Annotated in this window: 12 protein-coding genes and 1 pseudogene; 12 read left to right on the top strand and 1 reads right to left on the bottom strand. The window is 53.6% G+C overall.

Annotated elements, in window-relative coordinates; all coding sequences use genetic code 11:
• Positions 1–4 precede the first annotated feature (4 nt).
• Genes SGR01S_RS19025 through baeR form a run of 3 tightly spaced genes read left to right on the top strand, consistent with a single transcriptional unit; the run spans position 5 to position 3,533 of the window.
• Entirely contained in the window at positions 5–1,435 is a 1,431-nt protein-coding gene (locus tag SGR01S_RS19025) for an MFS transporter (protein WP_061808286.1), read from the top strand.
• Positions 1,435–2,817 (top strand): envelope stress sensor histidine kinase BaeS, encoded by a 1,383-nt coding sequence (gene baeS, locus SGR01S_RS19030; protein WP_037417777.1) that lies wholly within the window; start codon positions 1,435–1,437, stop codon positions 2,815–2,817. The genes SGR01S_RS19025 and baeS overlap by 1 nt, the downstream gene beginning before the upstream one ends.
• A complete protein-coding gene (gene baeR, locus SGR01S_RS19035) occupies positions 2,817–3,533 on the top strand; it encodes an envelope stress response regulator BaeR (RefSeq protein ID WP_061808287.1) in 717 nt (238 codons plus the stop codon). Before baeS ends, baeR begins: the two co-directional genes overlap by 1 nt.
• On the opposite strand, the pseudogene SGR01S_RS19040 reads toward baeR, so the two are convergent.
• Positions 3,528–3,680, bottom strand: a pseudogene (locus SGR01S_RS19040) (PIN domain-containing protein); the annotation flags it as partial. The gene baeR and the pseudogene SGR01S_RS19040 overlap by 6 nt on opposite strands.
• A gap of 185 nt (positions 3,681–3,865) precedes the next feature.
• On the opposite strand from SGR01S_RS19040, the gene SGR01S_RS19045 reads away from it, so the two are divergent.
• From SGR01S_RS19045 to fbaB, 9 genes are all read left to right on the top strand, one after another.
• The gene (locus SGR01S_RS19045; protein WP_037417767.1) at positions 3,866–4,204 is read left to right on the top strand and encodes a YegP family protein; all 339 of its coding nucleotides are present in this window, start codon (positions 3,866–3,868) and stop codon (positions 4,202–4,204) included.
• A gap of 178 nt (positions 4,205–4,382) precedes the next feature.
• The gene (gene trhP, locus SGR01S_RS19050; protein ID WP_061808288.1) at positions 4,383–5,735 is read left to right on the top strand and encodes a prephenate-dependent tRNA uridine(34) hydroxylase TrhP; all 1,353 of its coding nucleotides are present in this window, start codon (positions 4,383–4,385) and stop codon (positions 5,733–5,735) included.
• Positions 5,736–6,210: 475 nt separating this feature from the next.
• A complete protein-coding gene (gene yegS / locus SGR01S_RS19055) occupies positions 6,211–7,125 on the top strand; it encodes a lipid kinase YegS (RefSeq protein ID WP_037417760.1) in 915 nt (304 codons plus the stop codon).
• Between the two features lie 224 nt (positions 7,126–7,349).
• Entirely contained in the window at positions 7,350–8,564 is a 1,215-nt protein-coding gene (manD, locus tag SGR01S_RS19060; RefSeq protein ID WP_037417757.1) for a D-mannonate dehydratase ManD, read from the top strand.
• A 14-nt stretch (positions 8,565–8,578) separates the two neighbouring features.
• Complete coding sequence (locus SGR01S_RS19065; RefSeq protein WP_061808335.1) at positions 8,579–9,595, top strand: Zn-dependent oxidoreductase; 1,017 nt, start codon at positions 8,579–8,581, stop codon at positions 9,593–9,595.
• 88 nt (positions 9,596–9,683) lie between these two features.
• Positions 9,684–10,973 (top strand): MFS transporter, encoded by a 1,290-nt coding sequence (locus SGR01S_RS19070; protein ID WP_037417819.1) that lies wholly within the window; start codon positions 9,684–9,686, stop codon positions 10,971–10,973.
• Positions 10,974–11,028: 55 nt separating this feature from the next.
• Positions 11,029–12,501 carry a mannitol dehydrogenase family protein gene (locus tag SGR01S_RS19075; RefSeq protein WP_061808289.1) on the top strand — a complete coding sequence of 491 codons (1,473 nt, stop codon included), beginning with the start codon at positions 11,029–11,031 and terminating at the stop codon, positions 12,499–12,501.
• 158 nt (positions 12,502–12,659) lie between these two features.
• Positions 12,660–13,346: a GntR family transcriptional regulator gene (locus SGR01S_RS19080; RefSeq protein WP_061808290.1), complete on the top strand. Its 687-nt coding sequence runs from the start codon at positions 12,660–12,662 to the stop codon at positions 13,344–13,346.
• 206 nt (positions 13,347–13,552) lie between these two features.
• Positions 13,553–14,602 (top strand): class I fructose-bisphosphate aldolase, encoded by a 1,050-nt coding sequence (fbaB, locus tag SGR01S_RS19085; protein WP_037417752.1) that lies wholly within the window; start codon positions 13,553–13,555, stop codon positions 14,600–14,602.
• Positions 14,603–14,725 lie beyond the last annotated feature (123 nt).

Genomic DNA, 14,725 nt, shown 5'->3' on the forward strand with positions numbered 1-14,725 from the left:
CCTGATGCTCATAAAACACACCGCCTCAGTACAATGGCAACTCTGGATTGTGGCGTTCGGCTTCTTCATGCAGACGCTGGACACCACCATAGTCAACACCGCCCTGCCGTCGATGGCCGTCAGCCTGGGGGAGAACCCGCTGCGTATGCAGTCGGTGATCGTCTCCTATGTGCTGACGGTGGCGGTAATGTTGCCTGCCAGCGGTTGGCTGGCGGATCGGGTTGGCGTCCAGCGAGTCTTCTTCAGCGCTATTGTGCTGTTCACTCTGGGATCGATCCTGTGTGCCCGCTCAGAAACGCTGAACGAACTGATCGCCTCACGTGTGGTTCAGGGGATTGGCGGGGCAATGATGGTGCCGGTTGGTCGGTTGACGGTGATGAAAATCGTCCCGCGCGAACAGTACATGGCAGCGATGACCTTCGTTACCCTACCCGGCCAAATCGGCCCACTGATGGGGCCGGCGTTGGGCGGGTTTCTCGTCCAGTACGCCAGTTGGCACTGGATTTTCCTGATCAATATCCCAGTAGGCATTGCCGGGGCCATCGCCACCCTATTGTTAATGCCTAACTACCGCATGCAAACGCGACGCTTCGACATTAGCGGCTTTATCATGCTGGCGATCGGCATGGCAACGCTGACCCTGGCGCTTGATGGGCACAAAGGGATGGGACTGTCTGCTATAGCAATCTCGGGTCTGGTTTTAGCCGGTGTGGCGGCGTTGGCCGGCTATTGGTGGCATGCGCACGGCAACAGTCGGGCATTATTCTCACTCAGGCTGTTTAAAACCCAGACCTATAAGGTGGGGCTGACGGCAAGCCTGTTAGGCCGTATCGGCAGTGGTATGTTGCCGTTTATGACGCCGTTATTCATGCAAGTCGGCATGGGGTTCTCCCCATTCCACGCTGGCTTGATGATGATCCCGATGATCATCGGCAGTATGGGAATGAAGCGGATTGTGGTGCGCGTGGTTAACCGTTTTGGGTATCGCAATGTGTTGGTGGCCGCCACACTGATGCTGGCGTTGATCAGCCTCAGCTTCCCGCTAGTGGCGATGATCGGTTGGATCTGGCTGTTGCCGGTAGTGCTGTTCTTCCAGGGGATGGTCAACTCGTTGCGCTTCTCGGCGATGAACACCCTGACACTTAAGGACTTGCCGGACAGGCTGGCCAGCAGCGGGAACAGTCTGTTGTCGATGGTGATGCAATTGTCGATGAGCCTCGGCGTCAGCATCGCCGGTATTCTTATTGGCAGCTTTGCCCATCATCAGGTGGTCACCGACAGCCCGGCAATTCATAGCGCATTTATTTACAGCTACTGCTGCATGGCATTAATTATCGCTCTGCCCGCACTGGCCTTCGCCCGCGTCCCGGCTGATACCACGACTAACCGTGCGCTGACCAAAGAGCCGGGCACAGGCTCCACGAGGTTGCAATAATGAAAATAGGCATTACCGGTAAACTGTTCATGGCGATTTTCGCCACCTGCATGCTGGTGTTAATCACCATGCACTGGGGTGTGCGTGTCAGCTTTGAACGCGGCTTTATCGACTACATCAAAAACAGCAACGAACAACGCATCAACATGCTGGGTGAAGCGCTGGAAGAACAGTACAGTCGCCATGGCAACTGGGTCTTTCTGCGCAATAACGATCAGGTGGTTTACCAGATCATGCGTTCGTTTGAACAAAACAGCGACAGCAGCCACAATCTGCCGCCCAAGGGCTGGCGCACCCAATTCTGGGTCGTAGACAGCCAGTTTAACCGGCTGGTGGGCCATTCAGGTCCGGTGCCGAGAGAAGGCCCACGCCATCCGATTCGCTACAACAATGAAATTGTCGGCTGGGTGATCACCACACCGATCGAGCGGCTAACGCGTAATACCGACATTAATTTCGATCAACAGCAAAGACGCACCAGTTGGATGATTGTCGCCCTTTCCACACTGTTAGCAGCGGCCGTTACCTGGTTAATGTCGCGTGGGTTGCTGGCACCGGTAAAACGGTTGGTCGCCGGTACTCATCGCTTGGCCGCAGGGGATTTCAGCACTCGAGTGGCAGTCAGCAGCCAGGATGAATTGGGGCGACTGGCGCAGGACTTTAACCAACTTGCTACATCCCTGGAAAAAAATGAACAGATGCGACGCGCTGTGATGGCTGACGTCTCGCATGAGCTACGCACCCCGTTGGCGATATTGCGCGGCGAACTGGAAGCATTACAGGACGGCGTGCGCCAACCGACCCCGGCCTCACTCAATTCGTTGCAGGCAGAAGTCTCTACCCTGACCAAACTGGTGGACGATCTGCATCAGCTGTCGTTATCCGATCTTGGCGCACTCGCCTACCGTAAATCCCCGGTCGACTGCGTGCATTTACTGCAAATTGCGGTTGCCAGTTTCCGTGAACGGTTTCGTGCCAAAGAGCTGGAGATTGTGACTTTGCTTCCTGAACAGGCGCTGCTGTTTGGCGATCCCGATCGTCTCAACCAGTTGTTTAACAACCTGTTGGAAAACAGCCTGCGATACACCGATGCGGGCGGTAAGCTGGAGATCGGTGCAGAACAGTTGCCAGGCTGCTTGCGCATTTACTGGCAGGACAGCGCACCCGGCGTCACTGATGAGCAGTTGGCGCGTATTTTTGAACGTTTTTACCGCACCGAAGGTTCGCGTAACCGCGCCAGCGGCGGCTCTGGTCTGGGGCTGTCGATCTGTCAAAATATTGTGGAAGCGCACAACGGGACGATCAACGCACAGCACTCGCCTTTAGGCGGCGTGCGGATTACAGTAGAATTTGCCACCCCGTTAATGAATAAGGCGTCATGATGGAAACCCAGAATCAGCCATTGCAGATTATGATTGTTGAAGATGAACCCAAACTCGGTCAACTACTGGTGGATTATCTGCAGGCCGCAGGGTACGCCACGCATTGGCTGACCAACGGCAGCGAGGTGGTGCCTGCAGTACATGAGCATAGCCCTGCGCTGATCCTGTTGGATCTGATGCTGCCGGGGGCCGATGGACTAACGGTATGCCGCGAACTGCGCCGCTTTACCGACGTCCCGGTTGTAATGGTGACGGCGAAAATCGAGGAGATTGACCGCCTGCTTGGGCTGGAGATTGGTGCGGACGATTACATTTGCAAACCTTACAGCCCGCGCGAAGTGGTCGCTCGGGTAAAAACCATTTTGCGTCGTTGCCATCGCCCGCTGGATAATTCGCAGGAAGAAACACAGCTGCACATCGATGAACCGCGCTTTCAGGCCAGTTACCAGAATCATATGTTGGATCTCACCCCGGCGGAGTTTCGTCTGCTTAAAACCCTCGCCAGCCAGCCGGGTAATGTGTTCTCACGCGAGCAGCTGCTGAATAATCTGTATGACGACTACCGCGTAGTGACCGATCGCACCATCGACAGCCATATCAAAAACCTGCGTCGCAAGCTGGAACTGATCGACGGCGAGAAATCCTTTATCCGTTCGGTATACGGTGTAGGTTACCGCTGGGAAGCCGAAGCTTGTCGGCTGGTGAATAACTTATAACCGGTACCAGGTCCAGTCCTCAATCGCTAAACCTGGTACCACGGCAAATGCTCGATCGTGAGTTACTCTTGTCGCACCGCGGCTCTGCGCGTGTGCGGCGATAAGCTGATCCAGCGCCCGTATCACCCGTCCCTTTTTCGCCATATCCCCCGCATCACATTCCTCCGTTAGCTTCCTGTGCTACAGCACGATTCGCTGATTGAAACTCAACGCCAGCGCAAAAAAATTGCGTATTTTTTGCGCTACGCTTCTCAGATAAGGTTTCTTAGCCGCTCAGTTTCACGCTATTGGCTACACTTACATCACTTATCGGAACCCACAGGAGAGGAACCATGGCAATCGGTCACTATGAGCTGAAAAAAGCAAAGAATGGACAGTACCACTTCAACCTGAAAGCCAGTAATGGCGAAATCATTTTGGCCAGTGAGATGTACGCCAGCAAAGCCTCGGCGGAAAATGGCATTGCCTCTGTGCAAACCAATTCACCTCACGAAGCGCAATATGAACTGAAACACAGCACCAGCAATCAGCCTTACTTTGTCCTGAAAGCCAAAAACCATCAGGTGATCGGCGTCAGCGAAATGTACAGCTCTGAAACTGCTGCAAAAAACGGTATTCAGTCGGTGATCAAGAATGGCCCGAACACCGACGTGCGCGATTTAAGCGCATAACATCATCTGTGCGGCGCGCGATGGCCGCCATCGCGCGTTTTTCTTATGACCAGGATCAATCTCCCTGTAATAAATCCGGTTACCTGCTGATTTCTTGCCGCACTGCCGCTACAATTCCCCGCTTTTACTGCGCCATTTGGTGGTGCAGTACTGACCTGAAATCAGACCGAGACTCATTATGTTTACACCGGAACTCCTCTCCCCGGCCGGCACGCTGAAAAACATGCGTTACGCCTTTGCCTATGGTGCTGACGCGGTTTATGCCGGTCAGCCGCGTTACAGCCTGCGGGTGCGTAACAACGAATTCAATCACGAGAACCTGGCGCAGGGCATTAACGAAGCTCACGCACTGGGTAAGAAATTCTACGTGGTCGTGAATATCGCCCCGCATAACGCCAAACTGAAAACCTTCTTGCGCGATCTTAAACCCGTGATCGACATGGGCCCAGATGCGCTGATCATGTCCGATCCTGGCCTGATCATGATGGTGCGTGAGGCCTTCCCACACATGGACATTCATTTGTCGGTACAGGCGAACGCGGTTAACTGGGCAACGGTTAAATTCTGGCAGCAAATGGGGCTGACGCGGGTGATCCTGTCGCGTGAGCTGTCACTGGAAGAGATCGCCGAGATCCGCACTCAAGTGCCGGATATGGAACTGGAAATTTTCGTTCATGGCGCCTTGTGCATGGCCTACTCCGGCCGCTGCCTGTTGTCCGGTTATATCAACAAACGCGACCCTAATCAGGGCACCTGCACCAACGCCTGCCGCTGGCAGTACAAAGCAGAAGAAGGCAAAGAAGACGATACCGGTAATATCGTGCATATCCATGAGCCTATCCCGGTACAAACCGTTGAACCAACATTGGGTATCGGTGCGCCGACAGACAAAGTGTTCATGCTTTCAGAAGCACAAAAACCGGGCGAATATATGAGCGCCTTCGAGGATGAACACGGCACTTACATCATGAACTCGAAAGATCTGCGTGCCATTCAACACGTGGAACGACTGACACAGCTAGGCGTACATTCGCTGAAAATCGAAGGCCGTACCAAATCCTTCTACTACTGCGCCCGTACTGCACAAGTCTACCGCCGCGCCATCGACGACGCCGTTGCCGGCAAGCCGTTTGATGCCACATTGCTTACCACGCTGGAAGGCCTGGCGCATCGCGGTTACACCGAAGGTTTCCTGCGCCGCCATGTGCATGACGCACAGCAAAACTACGATTACGGCTCTTCATTGTCTGAACGCCAGCAATTTGTGGGTGAATTTACCGGTGTACGCCGTGACGGTTGGGCTGAAGTCGATGTGAAAAACAAGTTCATGCTCGGTGATAGCGTAGAGATGATGACCCCGGGCGGTAACGTCTTGTTTACCCTCGAGAGCATGCAAAATAAGAAAGGCGAGGCGATCGACGTGGCTCCTGGCAACGGCCATATCGTTTATTTGCCGATCCCACAAGATATCGATCTCAATTACGCACTGCTGATACGAAATTTACCGGATACCAATAGTCCTGCGGCATAAAATGCAGATTATGCGGCTTTAAGGGTGATTTTTAGCAAATATTAGAATTGGATCACATCAATTAGTTCGCAGCTTGGTTACCATCAAGCTGCTTAAAACTAAGAACGAAAAATATTTGCATAGCAATACTAGGAACCACCTCCTTAGCCGGTCCAATCTCCCTTGGACTGGCTTTTTCTTTGGTACAAATAAATATCATATAAAATATACCCATTATCTTTCAAAGCACTACCTTCTCTATTTTTAATATTCCTCACACCTATTCCGATATAAAAATAATGCTACAACGCTTAATTAATTCATTAACAAAAATCGTTAACTTACTCACGGCATATATCTCAAATTAAGCCAATCATTCAGGGATAATCACTGCGTAATGGTTATTAATCCGAATTAACTGAATATTCTGATGGTTTGCCGTCGATAGGTAGTTTATCGTTGATCACTATCTGTTTTTAGCCGGGAGATATCAGGAATGCATCCATCAGCACCCGCGCTTCTTATCATTAACGGTAAAAGCGCCGGCAACGAAGAGCTCCGTTTTGCAGTACAGAAGCTGCGGGATGAAGGCCTGACATTGCATGTTCGCGTTACCTGGGAACAAGGAGACGCCGCACGTTATGTACAGGAAGCCTGCCAACTGGGCGTAACCACTCTGATTGCCGGCGGCGGTGATGGCACAATCAATGAAGTTGCCGCCGCGCTGACAACCGTATCGGCAGATCAGCGGCCCGCGCTAGGCATTCTGCCGCTGGGCACTGCCAACGACTTCGCCGTGGCCTGCAATATCCCACTGATGCCAGAACAGGCTCTACGGTTGGCGATGAAAGGCCGCGCCGTCCCTATCGATCTGGCGAAAGTGAATGATGAACGCTATTTCATCAATATGGCGACGGGTGGCTTCGGTACCCGAATCACCACCGAGACACCTGAAAAGCTAAAGGCAGTATTAGGCGGCGTTTCCTATTTTATCCACGGCCTGTTGCGCATGGATACACTCAAGGCCGATCGCTGCGAAATCCGTGGTCCTGATTTCCATTGGGCCGGTGACGCGTTGGTAATTGGCATTGGTAATGGCAAGCAGGCCGGAGGCGGCCAGCAATTGTGCCCAGATGCACTGATCAACGATGGGTTGCTGCAATTGCGCCTGTTGATCGCGGACGAACTGCTGCCAGCGTTAGTGGCCAGCTTGTTTAACGGCGAAGAAAACAAAAATGTGATCAGCGCTGCCTTACCTTGGTTGGAAATCAGTGCTCCCCACGAAATGACATTTAATCTCGACGGTGAACCGCTGAAGGGTACCCATTTCCGCATTGAAGTCCTGCCCAATGCCATTGAGTGCCGTCTGCCCCCCAATTGTGCGTTACTCGGTCAGACGTTTTCCCGTTAATCACTGCCAGAGGCGCCTAACAGAAGAAGTTGAGCGCCCAAGCCCCAGATAGATCGGCACAGCCTCTGTGCCGCACCACTGAAAACCCTCCCGTCCTCTACACTTTATTCTGCGATTAAATGTGATCTTCTCCGGCAAATTTTTTAAATCATACTTGTATGGTAGTTAGTTCATGGCGTATTTTTTGCCCATTATAATGACCCGTAAGAACAGGATTAGACGTTATGAAGATCATTAACGCAGAGGTATTTGTGACCTGCCCTGGCAGGAATTTTGTCACGCTGAAGATCACCACTGACGACGGGATTACCGGTATCGGCGACGCGACGCTTAACGGCCGTGAGCTGCCGGTAGCGTCCTATCTAAAAGATCACGTCTGTCCACAATTGATCGGGCGAGACGCTCATCAGATCGAAGATATCTGGCAATTCTTCTACAAAGGCGCCTACTGGCGGCGCGGCCCTGTCACCATGTCCGCCATCTCCGCTGTAGATATGGCGCTGTGGGATATCAAGGGCAAGGCTGCCAATATGCCGCTGTATCAGTTACTGGGCGGCGCATCACGTACCGGCGTAATGGTTTACTGCCACACCACCGGTCATTCCATCGACGAAGTCCTCGACGATTACGCCAAGCATAAAGAATTGGGCTTTAAAGCCATCCGCGCTCAGTGCGGCGTGCCAGGCATGAAAACCACCTACGGCATGGCCAAGGGCAAGGGGCTGGCCTATGAGCCCGCCACCAAGGGCAACGGGCCGGAAGAACAATTGTGGTCAACGGAAAAGTACCTCGATTTCACCCCCAAGCTGTTCGATGCAGTACGCAACCGGTTCGGGTTCGATGAGCATTTGCTGCACGACATGCACCATCGGCTAACGCCAATTGAGGCTGCGCGCTTTGGTAAAAGCATTGAGCAATACCGGCTGTTCTGGATGGAAGACCCGACGCCTGCAGAAAATCAGGAGTGCTTCCGCCTGATCCGCCAGCATACCGTCACGCCAATCGCCGTCGGTGAAGTGTTTAACAGCATCTGGGACTGCAAACAGCTGATTGAAGAACAGCTGATCGATTATATCCGTACCACCCTCACCCACGCCGGTGGAATCACCGGCATGCGCCGTATTGCCGATTTTGCTTCGCTGTATCAAGTGCGTACCGGTTCACACGGCCCCTCCGATTTGTCGCCAATTTGTATGGCAGCGGCGCTGCACTTTGATCTGTGGGTGCCGAACTTCGGCGTACAGGAATACATGGGTTATTCAGAACAAATGCTCGAGGTATTCCCACATAACTGGAGCTTCAACGACGGCTATATGCACCCAGGTAACAAACCGGGACTGGGCATTGAGTTCGATGAAAAACTGGCTGCCCGTTATCCCTACGAACCCGCTTATCTGCCGGTCGCACGTCTGGAGGATGGCACCCTATGGAACTGGTAACAGGAGAAAGCACCATGCAAAGCGTGGTCATTGAACAACCCGGCCTGCTGGCTATCCAGCAGCGCCCCCTGCCGCAACCGACCGCCAACGAAGTGCGGGTAAAGGTCCGGTTTGCCGGCATCTGCGGTTCTGATGTGCATATTTATCATGGCCACAATCCCTTCGCCCGCTACCCACGAGTGATCGGCCACGAGTTTTTTGGCGTGATTGATCAAGTCGGCAGCGATGTCAGCCCGCAGCGGCTCGGTGAACGCGTCTCTGTCGATCCGGTCGTCAGTTGTGGTCATTGTTACCCGTGTTCTATCGGTCGTCCCAACGTCTGCACCGAGCTACAAGTGATTGGTGTGCATCGCGACGGCGGTTTCAGTGACTACGCCTGTGCCCCGGCACGCAACGCCTACCGCATTCCGGAAAGCATCAGCGATCGCCACGCTGCCATGATCGAACCCTTCACCATTGCGGCTAATATTACCGCCCATCTCCAACCCAATGCCGATGATATTGCGTTGATCTACGGGGCTGGGCCAATGGGATTAACGGTGATCCAAACGCTGAAAGGCGTCTTCGGCGTGAAGCAGGTAATCGTCACCGATCGCGTCCCTGAACGGCTGGTGATGGCGCAGGAAAACGGCGCCGACTGGACGTTCAACAATGCCGAAGCGTCATTGCCCACCGAGCTGGAACGGCGCGGCATCCGCCCGACGTTAATCGTCGACGCCGCCTGTCATCCGGCCATTTTGCAAGAGGCGATCAATCTGGCGTCCCCGGCAGCACGCATCGGCATCATGGGGTTCTCCGGCGATGCCTGCACCATTACTCAACAAAGCATCACCAGTAAAGAGCTGTCAATTTTCTCCTCGCGCCTCAACAGCGCACGCTTCCCACAGGTTATCGATTGGATGGCCAGCGGGAAAATCGCCCCGCAGAAACTCATTACTCACTGCGTGCCGGCCAGCGAAGTTGAACAGGCAATGCTGATGTTCGAAAAAGATCAGCGCACCTGCTGCAAGGTATTACTGCAATTCGACTAATGACTACACCAGGGCCAAGGGCGGCAGGAAGCGGCCCTCTCCAACCATGAAGCATCGCGATTACAACAACACCAAGTGGAGTGCTTTTATGTTTAAAAACCTGCGTTGGACCATCGTATTCCTGCTGTTTATGGTTTACATGATCAACTACCTCGACCGCGTCGCGCTGTCGATTACCGTACCGATGATCGAGAAGGATCTGATGTTGAATGCCGAGCAGTTCGGCATCATCTTTGGCAGTTTCTTCTTCGGTTACGCCATCTTTAACTTTATCGGCGGGCTGGCGGTAGACAAATTCGGCCCAACGTTGGTGCTTGGCATTGCCGTCGGCCTGTGGTCCATCTTCTGCGGCATGACGGCATTAGCCACCGGCTTCTATTCCATGCTGATCCTACGCGTGCTGTTCGGCATGGCCGAAGGGCCAATCTGCGCCTCCGCCAATAAAATGATCAACGGCTGGTTCCCGAAAAAGCAGGCGGCGACCGCAATGGGCCTGCTCAGCGCCGGTTCCCCTTTGGGCGGTGCCGTGGCTGGGCCGATCGTCGGTTATCTGGCACTGGCATTCGGTTGGCGGCCAGCGTTTATGATTATCTGCTCGATCGGCATCGTTTGGATGCTGGTGTGGTTCTTCGTGGTGGCAGATAACCCGGCGAAAAGTAAACGCGTCAGTGACGAAGAGCTTGCGCTGATTAACCAGATGAAGGAAGAGACTCACAGTGCCGAAGAAGAACTGAGTAATGCCGCACACGGGCTGGGCTACTACCTGAAACAACCGATCATCCTGGTCACCGCGTTCGCCTTCTTCTGCTACAACTATATCCTGTTCTTCTTCCTGAGCTGGTTTCCGTCCTATCTGGTGCAAGCGCATAACCTGAACATCAAGGAAATGAGCCTCACCACCATGATCCCATGGATTGTCGGCTTTGTCGGGCTGGCGCTCGGCGGTTATATCTCCGACAAGATTTTCAATATTACCGGCAAGCTGCTGTTGTCACGCAAGATTGTGTTAGTCACCAGCCTGCTGGCAGCAGCCATTTGCGTGGCACTGGCAGGCACTGTCAGCAGTGTGGTCCCGGCGGTCATGCTGATGTCGGTATCAATATTCTTCCTATACATCACCGGTGCTATTTACTGGGCAATCATTCAAGACGTTGTACATAAATCCCGGGTCGGTGGCGCCAGCGGCTTTATCCATCTGGTCGGTAGCGTTTCCGGCATCATTGGCCCGATAGTCACCGGTTACATTGTGCAGAACACCGGCAAATTCGACAGCGCCTTTATGCTGGCAGGCGGCGTTGCGGCGCTCGGGGCCGTACTGGTCTTGTTGGTGATCAAAGCACCGCGCAACACCGTGCAACCGCAAATTTCAAAATCCTAACGCACTCGGGCGGCCGTCGCCGCCCTGTTCCCTGCCTCTCTTCAGGAATTCCAGCATGACACTTTTCAGTAACAGCGTGCTGCCAGCGGCAATTGCGCAACCGAATTACGATCGCGCACGGCTTAAACCACGCATCATACATATTGGCTTCGGTGCATTTTTCCGCGCACATCAGGCCGTGTATGCCGAGCAACTGGCTAACGATCACACCAGCGACTGGGGCTACTGTGTGATCAGCATGCACAACGGCAGGCAAAAAATCGCCGATTTACAGCAGCAGGATTTGCGATATACGGTTGCCGAAATGAACAATGCGAGTTGGCACGGTCAGGTGATAGGCGTCGTCAGGCAGGCGTTACACTTGCAGGTTGACGGACTGGAAGCCGTGCTCGAGGCCATGGCACAGCCGGAAGTAGCTATCGTTTCATTGACCATCAGCGAGAAAGGCTATTGTTATCAACCCGCCAACGGCCAGTTACTGTCAGAACACCCAGATATTCAGCATGATGCCGTTAATCCGCAGCAACCACGCTCCGCCCCCGGATTGATCCTGGCCGCACTGCGGTTGCGCCGGGCACGGGGGTTGCCTCCGTTTACCGTGATGTCCTGCGACAATATGCCAGCCAACGGCCAGATTACGCGTAATGTATTAACCCAACTGGCACAACGGCAAGACAATGAACAAGCGGTATGGATCGCACAGCACGTCGCGTTCCCCTCAACCATGGTCGATCGTATTGTCCCGGCAGTCACCTTGGATACGCTGCGATACATTGAGGATTTACTGGGTGGCGCCGTCGATCCGCTCGGGATCGCCTGCGAGCCGTTCCGCCAATGGGTGATCGAAGATAACTTCCCACAAGGCCGCCCCGATTGGGAAAAGGTCGGCGCCGGGTTGGTAAGCGACGTACTGCCCTACGAAGAAATGAAGTTACGGATGCTCAACGGCAGTCACTCGTTTCTCGCTTATCTGGGTTATTTAGCCGGCTATGCACATATCAGCGACTGTATGCAGGACGAGCACTTCGTTAAAGCGGCACACCACTTGATGTTGGCTGAGCAAGCACCGACGCTGCACGTCTGCGGCGTGGATCTGGCACAGTACGCTGACTCGCTGCTGGCGCGTTACCGCAATACCGCACTCAAACACCGTACCTGGCAGATTGCCATGGATGGTACCCAAAAACTGCCGCAGCGCTTGCTGGACTCAATTCGCTGGCATCTGACACACGACAGCAATTTTGATTGCCTGGCATTAGGTATTGCCGGTTGGATGCGTTATGTCGGCGCTCAGGATGAACAGGGGCAGACTATCGAAATCTGCGATCCGTTGCGGGAACGTCTCGCAGATGCAGTCAATAACAGTCGAGAAGGCCCTGAACGAGTGTTGGCCTTACTGCAACTTGATACCGTCTTCGGGCATGATCTGCCCGATAACCCGCGCTTTGTCAGGGCGGTTACCGATGCCTATCAGACACTGTTGGTACAAGGTGCCAAGGCCAGCGTTGCCGGATTGTCACTCGGTTAATCTGCACTCAGCGTGCAGAGAAGTCAGTGAATCCATTCACCCAAAGCGTAAAATTGCTTTGTTCATCAAGCTGCGGAAGGATTTATCCGCCCGCAGCAAGCCGATAATCTGCTAGTATGGTGGCATTCACACTCAAGCCTGAGTCATGAGTTGTCACCATGTCTGAATCCTACAGTCTCACCAACAATCTCCCGGTCAACCAGCAAGTCTACCGTTTCCTGCGCAAGGATATCGTCGACTGCACCATTCCCCCTGGTACGCTGCTGTCCGAGAAAGAGATTTCCACCCGCTTTTGCGTTTCTCGCCAACCCGTGCGCGAAGCCTTTATCAAATTGGCGGAGGCGGGATTGGTGCAGATTTTGCCGCAACGCGGTACGTTTGTGATGAAGATTTCTGCCAAGCGGGTGGCTGATGGACGTTTTATCCGTCAGGCGGTGGAATGCGCGATCGTGCGTCGCGCGGCGGAGCGGATCACACCGGAACAATTGATGACGCTGGAGCATAACTTGCATCGCCAGGAACTGGCGGCACAAAACCAGCAGACGCGTGAATTTCTGACGTTGGATGATAAATTTCACCAATTGTTGACCCAGTTTGCCGACTGTCCGTTGGCCTGGGAGACCATTGAAACTATCAAGGCCACCATGGACCGAGTCCGTTTTCTCAGCCTGAGTGAAGTCTCACCACCGGAAAGTTTGATCCAACAGCACTACCGCATTTTTGCGGCGCTGAAAGCGCAGGATGCAGACGCCGCCGAGCGCGCCATCCATGAGCATCTGCAAGAGATCATCTACTCCATTACCCCCATCGCCCTGCAAAACACCGAGTGGTTCGACGCCGAATAATCAACTGCTTGCCAGTCAAGGGGGCGATCGCCCCCACGTATTTGGCCATGCAAATGGCATTTCCTCTCAATCGCATCTATTGTTTCTCCTTGCCATCAGGATTTCATTAATATCGTTTTATCAGCTTCAATCACCGCTTTTTGCTGCGCCGGTGGTCAGATGCCTTGCATTACCGGTGTATGAAGAAGCTAAATCGGGAGTTAATCATGACTGATATTGCACAGTTGTTAGGAAAGGAAGCGGAAGACCTGTTGCAACACCGCTGTACTACCATCCCTGCTGAAAATCTCTACTTACCGGGCGCCGACTTTGTTGACCGGATAATGATCGATAACAACCGTCCCAACACCGTTCTGCGTTCCATGCAAAGCCTGCTTAATCACGGTCGTCTGGCTGGCACCGGTTATCTGTCAATTCTGCCTGTCGATCAGGGCATTGAGCACTCTGCCGGCGCGTCGTTTGCCGCCAACCCACTGTACTTTGATCCGAAAAATATTGTCGAACTGGCCATTGAGGCCGGTTGTAACTGTGTCGCCTCCACTTACGGCGTACTGGCGTCCGTATCACGACGCTATGCACACAAAATTCCGTTCCTGGTCAAACTGAACCATAACGAAACCCTGAGCTATCCGACCCAATATGACCAGACGTTGTATGCCAGTGTCGAACAAGCGTTCAACATGGGTGCAGTCGCGGTCGGTGCCACCATTTACTTTGGTTCTGAACAGTCACGCCGCCAGATTGAGGAAATTTCGATCGCCTTTGAGCGTGCCCATGAACTGGGTATGGTCACCGTGCTGTGGGCCTATCTGCGTAACCCGGCATTCAATAAAGACGGGGTGGATTATCATTCCAGCGCCGATCTCACCGGTCAGGCTAACCATATTGCCGCCACCATCGGTGCCGATATCGTTAAGCAGAAAATGGCGGAAAACAACGGCGGCTATCGCGCAGTGAAATTCGGTTATACCGATGACCGCGTCTACAGCAAACTGACCACCGACCACCCGATCGATCTGGTGCGTTACCAACTGGCCAACTGCTATATGGGCCGCGCCGGGCTGATTAACTCCGGCGGTGCTGCCGGTGAAAACGACCTTCAGGAATCGGTGCGTACTGCAGTTATCAACAAACGCGCAGGCGGCATGGGTCTGATCCTGGGACGTAAAGCGTTCAAGAAATCGATGAAAGAAGGTGTGGCGTTGATCAATGCCGTTCAGGACACCTATCTGGACAAGAAAGTTACCATCGCCTGATCACGACGGCGGCAAGTACATACAGTTCCCCCAGCCCGGTTCGCCGGGCTTTTTCATGGCTTTTATCTGCTGACCTCCCCTTCCAGCCTAACGATAACCACGCTTTTATGTTATTTTTCTTTC

The sequence above is a fragment of the Serratia grimesii NBRC 13537 genome (assembly GCF_001590905.1).
Classification (GTDB): domain Bacteria; phylum Pseudomonadota; class Gammaproteobacteria; order Enterobacterales; family Enterobacteriaceae; genus Serratia; species Serratia grimesii.